This is a genomic window from Mycolicibacterium sp. ND9-15 (genome assembly GCF_035918395.1).
Taxonomy (GTDB): Bacteria; Actinomycetota; Actinomycetes; order Mycobacteriales; family Mycobacteriaceae; genus Mycobacterium.
On record NZ_CP142362.1, the window covers coordinates 3130575 to 3146802 of the forward strand.

Sequence of the window (16228 nt, forward strand, 5' to 3'; positions counted from 1 at the left end):
GCACGAAGTGGCCGATTTGTTCACGGTTCCGACCGATCATCTAGAAGCCGTCGAAAATACCGGGCAATCAGTTGAGAAAGCCTGCGACCCGGTGGTCATCACGGTGCGAGAAGTGGCCTTCAGCACCGCAGCGGCTGCGGCGCCGGCCCGCACCCGGCCCGCTTATGGCGTGATCGCCGCCGTGCGCGCGCTGCTGTCGACTCACGCCCAGGTTGCGGTGCCGGCAGAGGAGCACGCTCCGCCACGGCACTATCCGCCACATCACTATCCGCCACGTCGCGAAGCCTTCCTCGAATCCGCCGCCATGGCGCGAGAGATGCGAAGGCTGTGACCTTGTTCCAAGACCGATGCGAGTATCGCGACATCGCGCCGGTGCTCAAGCTCGAGGGCGTGACGAAGAGTTACCGCCGGGGCGACGAGCGGGTGCACGCGCTGAGCGATCTCGACTTGACGTTGGCGGCAGGTGAATTCGTCGTCGTGAGCGGACCGTCGGGGTCTGGCAAGTCGACGCTCCTGCATGTCGCCGGTGGCCTGGACGCACCGGACACCGGCACGGTTGCCGTTGCCGGACAAGACCTGTGGACGATGAGAGCCGGCGCGCGTGCCGCGTTCCGGCGGCGCAACCTCGGATTCGTGTTCCAGTTCTTCAACCTGGTGCCAATGCTGACCGCGGTCCAGAACGTGTCCTTGCCACTGGTGCTCGACGGCATGCCGACGCGAGTTGCGGATGCGCGCGCGGAGGCGTTACTGCACCGGGTGGGGCTCGCCGACCGGGTCGCGCACCTGCCGGCCGAACTGTCGGGCGGACAGATGCAACGGGTGGCGGTGGCGCGCGCTCTGGTGGCCCGACCTGCCATCATCCTCGCCGATGAGCCGACGGGGAACCTGGATCGTCATTCGTCGATCGAGGTCTTGGAACTCCTGCGCTCGCTGTCGGACGAAGACGGTGCGGCGGTCGTGATGGTGACCCACGACCAAACGGCGGCCCGCTACGGCTCCCGTGAACTACACCTTGTCGACGGGTGCGCGTACGAGGTCGACGCCGCCCCTGTCGGGGAGAGGTGATGCATCGGCTGCGCGGCGTATGGGTGCCGTTTCAGCGGATCCACCTCGCCGCGTTGATCGCAGACTGGCGCCGGACGCTGCTCAGCGTGATCGGTGTCGCCGTCGGGGTGACCGTGGTGGTCGGGTCGCTGATACTCAAGGCCGAACTCCTGCGCCCGTTCGACTCGTATGGGCCCTCGCTCACCCACGCCGCCGCCGCCGGGGTCGTCGAGGTCAGCCCGAATGTGGGTGGCCGGTTGCCGATCGACACCGTCGACCGGCTGCGCGCCGAGGTCACGGGGGCGCGGGCCGTCATCCCGGTCGTCGCCGGCTTGACGCCGGTGGACGTCGCGGGCGACGAGCAGGGTTTCTTCCTGCTCGGCGGGTCCTGCCAAATCGAGTTGCTGGTCGGCCCTTTCAACTGCGAACAGCGCACTCGAGGCGAGAAGCCCGCTGACGGTCCAGGTGTACCACTGCAGATGGCGACGGTCGTCGCCGAGCGTCATGGCTTGCGGCTCGGGGACGAATTACGCATCCCCGGCCTGCCACCGGGCTCGGCACATCTGGGTTGGACGTTCCCGGAGTTCGACCGCGTCGAGGCCATCAACAACGGCTACGTGCTGTTCGCGCCCTCCTGGGAGACCGCCGCGCGCATGCTCTCCACACCGGGCTACGTCACCGCCGCGTTCGTGCTGCCCAGACCCGGCGCGCCGATCATGACCGAGATCGATCGCGTCATCGCCGGTATCGCGACGGCGGGTCCGCCCCGGCCGCATCTGCCTGCGGTGCTGGAGAACGGTAGGCCGAGCTTCAACTTGACGGTGCTGGCAGGAGTGTTGATCGGCTTTCTCATCGCCGTCAACACCATCCTGCTCGCGGTCGAGGACCGCCGGGCGGTGATGGGAAGCATCGGCGCGATGGGCGCGAAGCCGGTCGGCTTGTTCGCCGGCATGCTCGGCGAAGGCGCCGTGGTAGGAGTACTCGGGGGACTGGCGGGGGTGCCGAGCGGCTTTCTGCTCGGGACGTATCTGGTGCATCGGCACGGCCAAGCCATTTTGGCCGGCTCCGGCGCCACCCCCGTAGCGCATTTCACGCCGAGCTTGATCGCGATCGGCGCGGCCGCGGGTACCGTCTCGGGAGTCCTCGCCATGATCGGGCCGGCCCTGCGACTCGTCCGTGAAGGCCCGTTGGCCTCGATGGCCGGCGCCGGCGGGATGCAGCGCGTGAGGACGATCCCGGTGTGGCCGCTCGTCATCGGCGCAGCGATGCTGGCGGCCTCCCACGTCGCGCTGCGGATTTTCGAGCGCGGGTCGCTACCGCTGAACGTCGGCATCAACGGCATCGCGCTCGGGCTCTATGGAGTCGCGTTTGTGGCGCTGTGGATCGCTCCGCGCGGAGCGGGGCCGCTGATCGAGTTGCTGACCGCCGTCCGACCAGACGCCGGGCGCCTGCTGCGTGCCGATGTCCGGCGTTACACGCTGCTGTTCGCGATGTCCGTCGCCCTGCTCACCGTCGGCAGCGGCTTGGCCATCGGCTCACATGGCATGCAACTGCTCGCCAGCTCACAGGTGGCAGAGCAGAAAACGGACCGCTTGCCCGCGGCCTTGCTCGTCACGGCCCAATCGGTGCTCGATCAGCGAGACGGCCACCTCGCGGACTCCACGTTCGAGTTGGTGGCCGGTGCCGCCGACGGCCACAACACGTCGGCGCGCTGGCGGTCGACCATCTCGTCAGGGACGTTGTCGCGCCTTGTCATCGGTGTGACGCCGGGCGATTGGTACAGCCGAGCGCGCTATCAACCGACCGGTGCCGACGATGAAATGTGGCAGGGCCTGCGCGACGGGCAGATCGGCTTGAGCGAGGTCGCCTCCAGTCGGCTGGGCGTCACCGCGGGCGATACGGTCGAACTGCCGACGGTCGACGGAGCGAAGCGGTACCGCGTGGCCGGGGTCTTTCACCCGCGGATGATCGACGACACGGCGGTGGGCGACATCGTCCTGACGTCAGAACAGCTGGCGCGCACCGACTGGGCAGCCGTCCGCGACCAGGCCGCGGTGCGCTATTCGTCTCCCGCCGAGGCAACCGTCCATCGTCGGGACTTCCTGGATCTCGATGCCGGACTTGCGGTTTACGATGACGAGCAGTGGCGTTCGGTGGCCGCGCAGGGGATCACCCGCTTCCTGGAGCCGTTCACAATCAGCGGGTACATCGTGATGGCGCTGGCGGGCCTGAGCGTGCTGAATGTGTTCGTACTCGGACTCGTACAACGCAAGCGGGAGCGCGCGGCGTTGCGCGCGATCGGTGTGACACCGTGGCAGGAGCAGGCGGTCGTGCTCGCGCATGCCGGCCTACTCGGCCTCGCTGCCGCCGTCTTCGGTTCGTTGGGCGGCCTCGGTCTGACGTATCTGTGGACGCTGGGCTCGCCGGTGTACTACGGCATCAAGGTCCACTGGGCGGTGCTGGACGGGCCATTACGAAGCGGCGTCGTGGCGGTGATCGTGCTCGTGCTGGCTGCGGCCGTCTATCCGGTCTTTCATGCGCGACGGTTGGAAGCGGTCGACGTGCTGCGAACCGCTTGAGGTGAGCGGCGGATTGGACGTCAGCCTGCGAGGGGTAGGCTGGCGTTCAATCTTGTTGGCTCGCATTGGCTTCGTCGGCCTCCCGCATGGCTTCGGCCCAGGCGATATGTCCTTTGAAACCAAGCAATTCCGCCGTCGCGCGGTAGCGACTCACCAGGTCCCGGTAGGCAAGATCGTCGCCGCGTGCCCGGGCTACCAGCGTGCGCAACCGCAGTAGCGTGATGTCGACGACCGCCGAACCATTGTCTGCAGGCAGGTTCGTTAACCGATCGATCGCCTCTTGGGCTTCGGCCACATCTCCCTCGGCGCCCCGCTCCAGCAGCGCCTCCACCAGTACGCCGGTCCCGAAAACGACATATCCGACCCGCGCCGCCTGGTGCAGTTCGGTCACGGCTTCTCGCATGACACCGATGGCAGCTTCCCGATCGCCGCGTCTGGCCCTCTCCGGGGCGGCCAGCAACTCGGTGAGCGGGATCAAGGAGGGAATACGCTCGCGCAACCTGTCGCGGACCTGCATCATCAGGTCCAGCCCGCGGTGACGATCGGCTTCGGCGTCCCGATATAGCAGCGCGCAAGCCAACGAGAACTCGGCGAAGATCACCGCGATATCGCTGCTGGCCCGTTGGGCGGTCTGCACCGCCTCCTCGCACGTGAGCAGCGCCGAGTCATCGGGCCGAAGCACGCCATAGGTTGTCGCGGCACCGTAGGTCCAGCCGACGACAAGCGCGAGAGTTGTCGGGTCGCTGTGTCGGGCCATCGCGAGGGCGTCGTGGAGGTCTTGGCGCCAGCCGGGACGGCCCAGCCACCACCGGGCGACACCGCGCCATGCCAACGCGGCCGCCAGCGGTGATCCCAGACCGAAGCCGGCCCCCTTGGCGGGGTCACCGCCGGCCAGGTCGACGACGGTCTGCGACCACCGCAAGATCTCCCCGAATGCACCGACGTTGAACCAGTTGAGGAAACCGATGAACGCCAAACCCATGGTCAAGGTGGGATCGCCGATCGACTCGAGCAGTGCCATCTGTTCGGACGCCAGCCGGGATCCCTCGCGCGAACGCCCCGCGTAGAGGAGCTCGGATGCCAGCCCGGTCATGCCGATGGCCAGCGAGACCTTGTCACCGGCTGCGCTGCACAACTCCTGTAGCTCAGCGAAGCGGCCTCGGCTTTCCTGGACTGCTCGGGCTTGGAAGTCGGTGGCGCACAGCATGGTTCGCGGCGCGATGCGCATCGACAGTCGGTCGGTGTCGTCGACAGGCAGCGTGTCGGCGATGCGGCGGGCCCGCTCCCAGCTGACCCGCGCAGCGTGGACATCGCGGTTGGCTGACCACGCACCTGCGCGCATGTGCCAGCCATACGCCGCGTGCAGCTCGCCCGCTGCTTCGAGGTGTTCGGCGACCAGCGCCGCGTTCTCCTCCACCGAGTCGGACGCACGCTCCTGGATTGCTCCGGCCAGACGCCGGTGCCACTGGGTGCGATCGGATTTGAGCTGCGATTCGTAGGCCACCGCACGGATCAGCGGATGCCGGAACGCGTACCCCGGGCTGCGAGTGAAGCGCACCTGATCGATCAACTCCGCGTCCAGCAGCTCATCGACCTCTGCATCGATGCCTAACGCGGCGAGCAGCTCTGCATCGAAGCGCGCGCCGATCACGGACGCCGCGGTCAGTGTCCGCTTGGCCCTGGTGCTCAGCCGGTCGATGCGCGCCTCGATGGTCGCCTGCACCGTGGCCGGAACACTCACTTCGGCGACATCCACCCGACAGACATAGTCGCCGCGCTCACCGGCCAGCACACCGCGCTGGGCCAACTCACGCACCATCTCCTCGGCGAAAAACGGGTTTCCCGCAGCGCGCTCGGCGATGATCGCCGCCAGCTCACCCACCGAGGGATCTGAACCCAGCAGCTCGACGATCAGTGCGATGCTGTCCGAATCACCTAGGGGGGCAAGCGCGATCGTCTGGGCGCCGTGCACCCGTGTCAGAACACCCTGGTATTCGGGGCGGGCGGTGATGAGCACCATCAACGGCGTCTGCGGGATGACGGCCAGGAGTTCGGCGATCATCGATTCGCTGACCTCATCGATCCAGTGCACATCCTCGATGATGAAAAGCACCGGTTCGGTGCGGGCCAACGACGCGGCGTTGATCAGCGCCCTCAACCGGCGCCGTCGCGCGTCCGGGTCGATCTGGGGCAGCGGCGCATCCGCGTCGGCGATGCCAAGCAGATCATCGAGCAGCAACAGATCCTGCGGGTCGGCATCGCGAAGTCGCGCACGCACCTGGGCGCGGGCGGCTTCGCCTTCGAGGTCGGTTATCCCGATCCATGCCCGTAGCAGTCGCGCCACCACATGAAAAGAAGCGTCGCTGGTGTGCGACTCGCAGAAGGTCCACAGCACTTCGAGCCCATGTCCTGCGGCCGACGCCGCCAACTCTCTGGCCGCTCGGCTCTTGCCGATTCCCGGCGGGCCCACGACGGTCACCACACTGCCGCGGCCCCCGATCGTGCGGTCGACCATCGCGTCGAGCGCCGCCATCTCCCAGCCTCGACCGAACATGCTCGCCTCGGGGCGCGCGATCACAGCGTCGCGCGGGCCGATCGCCAGCAGACGGCGCGCGGAAACCGGTGCGTCGGTCCCCTTGATGTGCACCCACTCCGGCTCACCGAGCGTCGCCGTGCGCTCGACCAGATTCGCGGTCGACTCCGAGAGCATCACCCCGCCCGGGGGCGCCGCGGATTCCATCCGCTGCGCGAAGCCGACTTGACGACCCATCGCGGCGTACCCCAGAGTCCCCGAACCGATGTCGCCGGCGATCACCTGACCTGAATTCAGGCCGATGCGCACACGCAGATCGATTCCGTCGCGGTGCTGCACGTCGGTGGCCAGCCGCTTGACCTCGTCCTGGATCGCCAGTGCCGCCAAACAGGCTCGGAAAGCGTGATCCTCGAACGCGATTGGGGCGCCGAATAGTGCCATCACTCCGTCTCCGGTGTACTCCACCGTTCCGCCGCCGTAGCGTTGCACCACCGCCGCCGACCGCTCGACAAGCTCGGTCATGATCCCGCGAAATCGTTCCAAGTCGAGTGCGGCAGCGATATCCATCGAGCGCACTACGTCGGCGAACAACACCGTCACCTGCTTGTACTCGGCCGCATCGGTTGACGCCAGCAGCGGAGTCCCGCAGGCGTCACAGAATCGAGCGCCCTCGTGTGGTGCCGCCCCGCAGGACCGGCACAGCGCTGCCGCCGACGTCAATAGCATCACCGCCGATCCGGGCGGCGCATGCATGGACCGCCCGATTCGCCAAGCGTATGACCGCAGCTCGGTGGGAGTGAGAAGAAGTGACGATATTGACGGCGAGCCCTCGAAGCGGACGCCGCTAGTAGCGTGAGGTCGCGTGACGGATACCGGCCCCCTAGCGGGCGTGAAGGTCATCGAGCTCGGTGGCATCGGTCCGGGACCGCACGCCGCGATGGTGCTGGCCGACCTCGGCGCCGACGTGGTCCGCGTGCGCAGACCCGGCGGACTGCAGATGCCCGCGGAGAACGTCGACCTCCTGCACCGCGGCAAGCGCGTCGTCGACCTGGACGTGAAGAAGGACCGGGCCGCACTGCTGAACCTCGCCGCCAAGGCTGACGTGCTCGTCGACCCCTTCCGGCCCGGCACCTGTGAACGGCTCGGCATCGGACCCGACGACTGCGCGGCGGTGAACCCGCGGCTGATCTACGCCAGGATCACCGGTTGGGGCCAGCACGGTCCGCTAGCGCAGACCGCGGGCCACGACATCAACTACCTGTCGCAGACCGGCGCGCTGTCGGCGATCGGCTACCGGGACCGGCCGCCGGTCGCACCGCTGAACCTGGTCGCCGACTATGGCGGCGGGTCGATGCTCGTGCTGCTTGGCATCGTGTCCGCGCTGTACGAGCGGGAGCGCTCGGGACTGGGCCAGGTGATCGACGCGGCGATGGTCGACGGCGTGGCCTCGCTGACTCAGGACATGTGGACGATGAAGTCGACCGGCACGCTGCGCGACGAGCGTGAGTCGTTCATGCTCGACGGCGGCGCCCCGTTCTACCGCACTTATGAGACGGCCGACGGCAAGTACATGGCGGTCGGGGCGATCGAGCCGCAGTTCTTCGCTCAGCTGTTGGCGGGCCTCGGGCTCAGCGCCGACGAGGTACCCGGGCAACTGGACAAGTCAGCGTTCCCACAGATGCACAAGCTGTTCGCCGCCCGGTTTGCGGGCAAGACCCGCGACCAGTGGGCCGAGATCTTCGTGGGCACCGACGCATGCGTCACGCCGGTACTGACGTGGAATGAAGCGGCACACAACGACCATCTACGCGCACGCTCAACGCTGGTGCGGGCCAATGGTGTAGACCAGGCCGCCCCGGCGCCTCGGTTCTCGAGAACCCCGGCCGGCCCCGTCGGCGCACCGCCGCAGGCCGCCACTCCGATCACCGATATCGGGTGGTAGGAAAATTTGCTGGAAAAGGCTAGGCACTAGGCTGTCGAGTTAGCTACGATTTGCCGTATGGCAGTGCGGGCATCGAGGGAAGTGGTCTTCGAGGCGCCCAAGGACGCGATCATGGAGACGCTCGCCGACATCGACGCGGTCCCCTTGTGGTCGCCTGTGCACAAGCACACCGAGGTGCTCGACCGGTATCCGGACGGCCGTCCCCACCACGTCAAGGCGACGGTCAAGATCATGGGAATCACCGACAAGGAGTTGCTCGAGTACCACTGGGGCGACGACTGGATGGTCTGGGACGCCAAGGCCAACATGCAGCAGCGCGGTCAGCACGTCGAGTACAACCTCACCCCGGAAGGCGAGGACCGCACCCGCGTGCGCTTCGACATCATCCTCGACCTGGCCGCGCCGATTCCCGAGTTTCTGGTGCGCCGCGCCAAGAAGATCGTGCTCGACATCGCGACCGAGAACCTGCGCCGTCGGGTGATGGCCGCGGCTACCTAGCCGTTGCGCAGCACTTCCAGTCGGCGGATCGCCTCGTCCAAGGTTTCGTCCCGCTTGCAGAACGCGAAGCGCACCAGGTGATTCCACGCGCCGGCGTGCTCGGCGCCCGGATCGCAGAACGCCGACATCGGGATGGCCGCGACCCCCGCCTTCTGCGGCAGCTCCGCACAGAACGCGGCGCTGTCGGCAAAACCCAGCGGGCGCGGGTCGGCGCACAGGAAGTAGGTCCCGAAGCTGTCGTGTACCCCGAAGCCGAGGTCGGCCAGCGCGCTGCCCAGCCGGTCGCGCTTGGCCTGCAACGACTCTCGCAGCGCGGCCACCCAGGCGTCTTCATTGTTGAGCGCGTGCGCCACGGCCGGTTGGAACGGTGCGCCCCCGACGTAGGACAGGTACTGTTTCGCGGCTCGCACACCCGCGATGAGATCGGCTGCGCCACAAGCCCAGCCGATCTTCCAGCCGGTGACATTGAACATCTTGGCGGCGCTCGAGATCGTGATCGTGCGGTCGGCCATACCGGGGTAGGACGCCAGCGGAATATGGCGGCGGCCGTCGAATACCAGATGCTCGTAGACCTCGTCGGTGATCACTAGGAGGTCGGCCTCGACGGCCAGTTCGGCCACCGCCCGTAGTTCGTCGTCACCGGCGACCATGCCGGTGGGGTTGTGCGGCGAGTTGACGATTAGCGCTTTGGTCCTGGGTGTGACGGTGTTTCGCAGGCCGTCGACATCGATTGCGAATCCGCGCCCGTCCTGAAGCAGGGGGACCGCCCGGCGCTCGCAGCCCGCCATCGCGATGACGGGGGAGTAGGAGTCGTAGAACGGCTCGATCAGCAGCACCTCGGAGCCGGGTTCGACCAGGCCCAGGACAGCGGACGCGATCGCCTCGGTGGCGCCGACGGTTACCAGCACCTCGGAGTGCGGGTCGTACTCGGTGCCGTACGCGCGTTCGCGTTGCGCGGCGATGGCCTCGCGCAGCGGCGCGATACCGAGACCGGGCGGGTACTGGTTGACGCCCTCGGCGATCGCGTTCTGGGCGATCTCGAGCATCGCCGACGGCCCGTCCTCGTCGGGAAAGCCTTGTCCGAGGTTGACTGCGCCGATACGGGCTGCCAGCGACGACATCTCGGCGAAGATAGTCACCGCATACGGCTGTAGCCTGCGAACCGTCATAGCCGATGAGCGTAGGCGCCGCCCAGCGTGCGCCCACTGCGAAGATCGAGCCGAAATTTCGCAGTGAGTGCACGTCGGCGGCGAGAAAGCGACGGTGCAGTGCCCAACCAACAGGTTGGCCGAGGCTGTTAGGCTGCCGGGCAGAGGACTACCGTCCAAGTGGACAGGCATCCCCCAACCCAATCTGAACAGGAAATGTCTCCATGTCTGAAGAAGCCTTCATCTATGAGGCGATCCGCACGCCTCGCGGCAAGAACAAGAACGGTGCGCTGAACGAGGTCAAGCCGGTCAACCTGGTCGTCGGGCTGATCGAGGAGCTGCGCAGCCGTTACCCCGATCTCGACGAGAACCTGATCAGCGACGTCATCCTCGGGTGCGTGTCGCCCGTCGGCGACCAAGGCGGCGACATCGCCCGCACCGCCGCGCTGGTGGCCAAACTGCCCGAGACCACCGGCGGGTTCCAGCTCAACAGGTTCTGCGCCTCGGGTCTGGAGGCGGTCAACACCGCCGCACAGAAGGTCCGCTCCGGCTGGGACGACCTGGTTCTCGCGGGCGGCGTCGAGTCCATGAGCCGTGTTCCGATGGGCTCCGACGGCGGCGCGTGGGCCAGCGACCCGGAGACGAACTACAGCATCGGCTTCGTGCCGCAGGGCATCGGCGCCGACCTGATCGCGACGATCGAGGGCTTCTCCCGCGAAGACGTCGACCGCTACGCGCTGCGCAGCCAGGAAAAGGCCGCCGCGGCGTGGTCGGGTGGCTACTTCGCCAAGTCCGTCGTCCCGGTGCGCGACCAGAACGGTCTGGTCATCCTCGACCACGACGAGCACATGCGTCCCGACACCACGCTGGAGGGCCTCGGCCAGCTGAAGACCGCGTTCGACGGAGTGGGTGCGATGGGTGGATTCGACGACGTGGCGCTGCAGAAGTACCACTTCGTCGAGAAGATCAACCACGTCCACACCGGCGGCAACAGCTCCGGCATCGTCGACGGCGCCGCGCTGGTGCTGGTGGGCTCCGAGAAGGCCGGCCAGTCTCAGGGTCTCACCCCGCGGGCGCGCGTCGTGGCCACCGCCACCAGCGGCGCCGATCCGGTCATCATGCTGACCGGGCCGACCCCGGCCACTCGCAAGGTGCTCGACCGTGCCGGCCTGACAGTCGACGACATCGACCTGTTCGAGCTGAACGAGGCGTTCGCCTCGGTGGTGCTGAAGTTCCAGAAGGACCTCGACATCCCCGACGAGAAGCTCAACGTCAACGGTGGCGCCATCGCGATGGGTCACCCGTTGGGCGCCACCGGCGCCATGATCACCGGAACCATGGTCGACGAGCTCGAGCGTCGCAACGCCCGGCGTGCGCTGATCACGCTGTGCATCGGCGGCGGCATGGGCGTGGCCACCATCATCGAGAGGGTCTGAAAATGGCGGAGAACACGATCAAGTGGGACAAGGATGCCGACGGTATCGTCACCCTGACGCTGGACGACCCGACCGGCTCGGCCAACGTGATGAACGAGCACTACCGGGAATCCATGCGCAACGCGGTCGAACGTCTTGTCGCGGAGAAGGATTCGATCACCGGTGTGGTCATCACCAGCGCGAAGAAGACCTTCTTCGCAGGCGGCGACCTCAACACCATCGTCCAGGCGGGCCCGGAGAACGCCGGCGAGTTCTTCGCCGAGGTCGAGGGCATCAAGCGTGATCTACGTGCGCTGGAGACGCTGGGCAAGCCCGTCGTGGCGGCCATCAACGGCGCCGCGCTCGGCGGCGGCCTGGAGATCTGCCTGGCCTCGCATCACCGCATCATCGCCGATGTGCCCGGTGCGGTCGTCGGGTTCCCCGAGGTGACGCTGGGCCTGCTGCCGGGTGCGGGCGGCGTAACGCGCAGCGTGCGGATGTTCGGCATCCAGAAGGCCTTCATGGAGGTGCTTTCCCAGGGCACCCGCTTCAAGCCGGGCAAGGCCAAGGAGACCGGCCTGGTCGACGAATTGGTCGGCAGCGTCGACGAATTGGTGCCCGCCGCGAAGGCTTGGATCAAGGCCAATCCCGACGCGCATGTGCAGCCGTGGGATGCCAAGGGCTACAAGATGCCCGGCGGAACTCCGACATCGCCGGCCCTGGCGAGCATCCTGCCGTCGTTCCCGGCGCTGCTGCGCAAGCAGCTCAAAGGTGCGCCGATGCCGGCGCCGCGGGCGATCCTGAACGCGGCCGTCGAGGGCGCGCAGGTCGACTTCGACACCGCGAGCCGTATCGAGAGCCGCTACTTCACGCAGCTGGTCACCGGGCAGACCGCCAAGAACATGATCCAGGCGTTCTTCTTCGACCTGCAGTACATCAACGGCGGAGGCAGCCGGCCCGACGGTATCGACCCCGTCAAGATCAACAAGATCGGCGTGCTGGGCGCGGGCATGATGGGTGCCGGCATCGCCTACGTCTCGGCCAAGGCCGGGTTCGACGTCGTGCTCAAGGACGTCAGTCTCGAGGCCGCGCAGAAGGGTAAGGGGTACTCGGAGAAGCTCGAGGCCAAGGCGCTCGAGCGCGGCCGGACCACGCAGGAGAAATCCGACGCGCTGCTGGCCCGCATTACGCCGACGGGTGACCCGGCCGATCTTAAGGGCGTGGACTTCGTCGTCGAGGCGGTGTTCGAGGACCAGGACCTCAAGCACAAGGTCTTCGGTGAGATCGAGGACATCGTCGAGCCCAACGCGCTGCTGGGGTCGAACACCTCGACGCTGCCGATCACCGGCCTGGCGACCGGGGTGAAGCGCCAGGAGGACTTCATCGGCATCCACTTCTTCTCCCCGGTCGACAAGATGCCGCTGGTGGAGATCATCAAGGGCGAGAAGACCTCGGACGAGGCGCTGGCCCGGGTGTTCGACTACACGCTGGCGATCGGCAAGACCCCGATCGTGGTGAACGACAGCCGCGGCTTCTTCACCAGCCGCGTCATCGGCACCTTCGTCAACGAGGCACTCGCGATGCTCGGCGAGGGCATCGCGCCCGCGAGCATCGAGCAGGCCGGTTCGCAGGCGGGCTATCCGGCGCCGCCGCTGCAGCTCTCCGACGAGCTCAACCTCGAGCTGATGCACAAGATCGCCGTCGCCACCCGCAAGGGCGTCGAGAGCACGGGTGGCACCTATGAGCCGCACCCGGCCGAGGCCGTCGTCGAGAAGATGATCGAGATCGGCCGACCCAGCCGGTTGAAGGGCGCGGGCTTCTACGAGTACGCCGACGGCAAGCGGGCCGGATTGTGGCCGGGTCTCGCCGAGACGTTCAACTCCGGTAGCACGTCGATCCCGTTGCAGGACATGATCGACCGGATGCTGTTCGCCGAGGCGCTGGAGACCCAGAAGTGTCTCGACGAAGGCGTGCTGACGTCGACTGCCGACGCGAACATCGGCTCGATCATGGGCATCGGCTTCCCGCCCTACACCGGCGGCTCGGCGCAGTTCATCGTCGGCTACCAGGGTCCGGGTGGCGTCGGCAAGGAGGCCTTCGTGGCCCGCGCCAAGGAACTGGCCGCCAAGTACGGAGAGCGGTTCAATCCGCCGGCGTCGCTGACGTAAGGCGAACGGCGCGGCGAGCGCTCACCTGCGTACGTTTCAGCGGACTGAAACCGTACCAGGGTGAGCGCTCGCGGAATTGGCTAGATTGTGGCCGTGCCCGAGAGCTTCACCGAACGGTTCGCGGCAGGCCTGGCGAGCTACGGCGATCGGCAGTGCATCGAGTTCGAGGGCCGCTGGTACACCGGCGCGGACCTCACCGCGTACGCGGACGCCATTGCCTCGGCGCTGAAAGGCGCAGGCGTTCCCGACGACGCGCCGGTCGGACTGGTGGTGCGCAACCGGCTGCAACATGCCGCCGCGATCATCGGCTTCCTCGCCGCGGGCAGGCCGCTGTCGATGACCTACTCGTTCCAGTCGCCCGAGGCGATCGGCCGCGACGTCGAGAAGCTGAACCTTTCGGCCGTCGTCGCCGACGTCGAGGACTGGACGGCGCCCGTCGTCGATGCCGCCGGGCGAACCGGCTGCGTGGGTGTAGCGATCGCGTTGACGGAGCCGACGGTCGTGGTCGTCGCAGGATTGGAGCACTGCGACCCGGTCCACCGGCACGCCGCCGCGGAACCCGATGTCGCACTGCAGATTCTGACCAGTGGCACCACTGGTCCACCGAAGCGCCAGGCGATCAAGACCGCCGTGCTCGAACGCACCGTCTTCAGCGTCACCAGCGGGGAAGCCGCGGCCGCCGACGCCCCACCCGAACTCGCCTACTGGCAGTTCGGCGGCATCGGTGTGTGCCAGTTGGTCGCGGGCGTGTACAACACGCGACGCATAGTGATGCTCGAGAGGTTCAGTGTCGACGGGTTCGTGTCGGCGATCAAGACCCATGGCATCCAGCGATCGGGCGTGCAGCCCGCCGTCTTCCGCATGCTGCTCGACGCCGACGTGGCCAAGGAGGATCTCGCGTCACTGGAGTTCCTGATCAGCGCGTCCGGTCCGCTGGACCCGGAAACCCGCGACGAGTTCGAGAAGAACTTCGATATTCCGATCCGGTTGGCATACGGCGCAACCGAATTCGCGGGCTCACTGTGCGCGTGGACTCCCGACGACGTCGAGCGGTTCGGCGAGGCCAAACGCAACAGCGTCGGCAGGCCGCTCCCCGACACCGAGGTGCGTGTGGTCGATCCGGACACCGGCGCCGAGCTGTCCGCGGGCGAACACGGTCTGCTCGAGGCGAAAGTCGCTCCGATCAGCCCCGATTGGATCCGCACCACCGACATCGCCTCGATCGACGACGACGGCTTCGTCACCCTGCACGGCAGGGCGGACGGTGCCATCAACCGCGGCGGGTTCAAGATCCTGCCCGAAACCGTTCGCCGCGTGCTGATATCGCATCCAGCTGTCCGCGACGCCTGTGTCGTCGGCGTGCCCGACAAGCGGCTGGGCCAAGTCCCGTTCGCCGCGGTCGAAGTGGCACCCGGTACCACCCCGCCGTTGGCCACCGAGCTCGAAAGTCTTGTCCGCCAGCACCTTCCGGCGTACAACGTGCCTGTTGCCGTTGCGGTGGTCGACGAGCTGCCACGTAACCCGGCGCTGAAGGTCAGCCTGCCGGCGGTCGCAGCGCTCTACGAACGGCGCTGCAAGAGGTAGTAACGTGCCGGGTCTTTGCCGTTGTGGTTCATCGCCGGTTCGCTTCCCGACGAAACCAGCGTCCAGCCCGCCGCGAACCTGCGGGCCACCTCACCGGCAGCGATGCCTGGGACACCGAATGACGCGCCGGGGATGAAGCCGACCAGATGCAGCCGGGCCTGCGGTGCCGCCACCGCGGTGATCTCGCGGACGTACGCATCGCGGTCCCCGGGACTCATGCCGTGCAGACACCCGCTGTCGACGATCAGGTCGAAGCCGGATCCGACTCCTTCCGACGACAAGCGGGTCACGTCCGCATGAGCGAACGTGACGGGGACCCTGGCGGCCGCGGCTTTGGCGCGCGCCCGCTCGACGGCCTTCGCCACGAAGTCGACGCCCGTCACCTGCCAGCCGCGCCGGGCCAGATAGATGGAGTTGTCACCGGTGCCGCAGCCGAGGTCGAGTGCCTTGCCGGCCGGCAGCGCGGCGTCGTCGACCAGGTCGCGCAGGCTGTCGGCGATCGGGTGGCCGTCCCAGGGCACGAAGCCGAGCCGGTAGAACGTCTTGAAGAGCAGCTGCCGTGACGACATCGGCTCACATCGACCCCAGATCGGCCGACAGCCAGTGCTGCGGCTTCATGAAGATCACCACGCTGTTGCCGTGCTCACGGCGGGCGAACTCGAGGTAGGCGTCGACCTTGTCGGGCGGCAGATACCGTTTGGTCAGCTCGACGAGTCGGTCGTCGGTCCCCGGCTCGATGCGGCTGACCGGGCCGTCGACCGCTACGTACCGGACCGTCGGCTCGAGCCGCTCCGCCATCAGAGTGAACTCGCCCTGCGCCTCGATGAGCCGGTGCTTGCGCGAGCCGTCGCCGGTGAGCACCCAAGGCTCGCCGCCCGGGGTGTACTGGTACCAGATGGGGACGGTCAGCGGCCCGCGTTTGTCACCTGCGCTGACCGACAGCGCGGCGATATGAGGTTCGGCCAGGAATTGTTCGCGTTCGTCTTTTGACAGGGCCATGGCGCCAGGCTAGTCCCGGCCTCCATCACAACAGGGGATCGAGCGTCAGCACCCAACCCGGGAGAAGAACGCGAGCGCGACGAGGCCGATCGCGATCGCGACGGGAGTCTGTCCCATCGCCGCTGTGCTCACCACGCCCGCGACGGCGGCGATCGCGATCACGGCGAGCAGGAGGACATAGAACCAGCGAACGCCGATGGTGCCGCCGGGACGCACCGGGTGAGTCTTCATCCCGGGGATCGGATCACGGGACACGTCCGCCTCCTAGTTGTGGCAAATATCACACAAAGAACCGCGAGTGAGCCACACCATACAACA

Annotated in this window: 13 protein-coding genes; 8 read left to right on the top strand and 5 right to left on the bottom strand. The window is 67.3% G+C overall.

The window, feature by feature from the left end:
- Positions 1-7 precede the first annotated feature (7 nt).
- Genes QGN32_RS15330 through QGN32_RS15340 form a run of 3 tightly spaced genes read left to right on the top strand, consistent with a single transcriptional unit; the run spans position 8 to position 3623 of the window.
- On the top strand, positions 8-331 hold the full coding sequence (locus QGN32_RS15330; RefSeq protein ID WP_326545215.1) for a hypothetical protein: 324 nt from the start codon (positions 8-10) through the stop codon (positions 329-331).
- Entirely contained in the window at positions 328-1065 is a 738-nt protein-coding gene (locus QGN32_RS15335; protein WP_326545216.1) for an ABC transporter ATP-binding protein, read from the top strand. The genes QGN32_RS15330 and QGN32_RS15335 overlap by 4 nt, the downstream gene beginning before the upstream one ends.
- Entirely contained in the window at positions 1065-3623 is a 2559-nt protein-coding gene (locus QGN32_RS15340) for an ABC transporter permease (RefSeq protein ID WP_326545217.1), read from the top strand. The genes QGN32_RS15335 and QGN32_RS15340 overlap by 1 nt, the downstream gene beginning before the upstream one ends.
- Positions 3624-3669: 46 nt before the next feature.
- On the opposite strand, the gene QGN32_RS15345 is transcribed toward QGN32_RS15340, so the two are convergent.
- Positions 3670-6909 carry an ATP-binding protein gene (locus QGN32_RS15345; protein ID WP_326545218.1) on the bottom strand — a complete coding sequence of 1080 codons (3240 nt, stop codon included), beginning with the start codon at positions 6907-6909 and terminating at the stop codon, positions 3670-3672.
- 109 nt (positions 6910-7018) lie between these two features.
- On the opposite strand from QGN32_RS15345, the gene QGN32_RS15350 reads away from it, so the two are divergent.
- Both QGN32_RS15350 and QGN32_RS15355 read left to right on the top strand, forming a co-directional pair.
- The gene (locus tag QGN32_RS15350; protein WP_326545219.1) at positions 7019-8098 is read left to right on the top strand and encodes a CaiB/BaiF CoA transferase family protein; all 1080 of its coding nucleotides are present in this window, start codon (positions 7019-7021) and stop codon (positions 8096-8098) included.
- 57 nt (positions 8099-8155) lie between these two features.
- Entirely contained in the window at positions 8156-8596 is a 441-nt protein-coding gene (locus QGN32_RS15355; RefSeq protein WP_326545220.1) for an SRPBCC family protein, read from the top strand.
- On the opposite strand, the gene QGN32_RS15360 is transcribed toward QGN32_RS15355, so the two are convergent.
- A complete protein-coding gene (locus tag QGN32_RS15360; protein WP_326545221.1) occupies positions 8593-9765 on the bottom strand; it encodes a pyridoxal phosphate-dependent aminotransferase in 1173 nt (390 codons plus the stop codon). The genes QGN32_RS15355 and QGN32_RS15360 overlap by 4 nt on opposite strands.
- 203 nt (positions 9766-9968) lie before the next feature.
- On the opposite strand from QGN32_RS15360, the gene QGN32_RS15365 reads away from it, so the two are divergent.
- From QGN32_RS15365 to QGN32_RS15375, 3 genes are all read left to right on the top strand, one after another.
- Entirely contained in the window at positions 9969-11180 is a 1212-nt protein-coding gene (locus QGN32_RS15365; protein WP_326545222.1) for an acetyl-CoA C-acetyltransferase, read from the top strand.
- Between the two features lie 2 nt (positions 11181-11182).
- Positions 11183-13327: a 3-hydroxyacyl-CoA dehydrogenase NAD-binding domain-containing protein gene (locus tag QGN32_RS15370; RefSeq protein WP_326545223.1), complete on the top strand. Its 2145-nt coding sequence runs from the start codon at positions 11183-11185 to the stop codon at positions 13325-13327.
- A 93-nt stretch (positions 13328-13420) separates the two neighbouring features.
- The gene (locus QGN32_RS15375) at positions 13421-14911 is read left to right on the top strand and encodes a class I adenylate-forming enzyme family protein (RefSeq protein WP_326545224.1); all 1491 of its coding nucleotides are present in this window, start codon (positions 13421-13423) and stop codon (positions 14909-14911) included.
- Here QGN32_RS15375 and QGN32_RS15380 read toward each other — a convergent pair.
- The 3 genes from QGN32_RS15380 to QGN32_RS15390 are packed head-to-tail and all read right to left on the bottom strand — an operon-like array spanning position 14887 to position 16165.
- Complete coding sequence (locus QGN32_RS15380) at positions 14887-15480, bottom strand: class I SAM-dependent methyltransferase (protein WP_326545225.1); 594 nt, start codon at positions 15478-15480, stop codon at positions 14887-14889. The two genes, QGN32_RS15375 and QGN32_RS15380, sit on opposite strands and share 25 nt — an antisense overlap.
- A gap of 4 nt (positions 15481-15484) precedes the next feature.
- Positions 15485-15910, bottom strand: coding sequence for a pyridoxamine 5'-phosphate oxidase family protein (locus QGN32_RS15385; RefSeq protein ID WP_326545226.1), 426 nt, complete (start codon positions 15908-15910; stop codon positions 15485-15487).
- A gap of 45 nt (positions 15911-15955) precedes the next feature.
- Complete coding sequence (locus QGN32_RS15390; RefSeq protein ID WP_326545227.1) at positions 15956-16165, bottom strand: hypothetical protein; 210 nt, start codon at positions 16163-16165, stop codon at positions 15956-15958.
- Between the last annotated feature and the right edge of the window lie 63 nt (positions 16166-16228).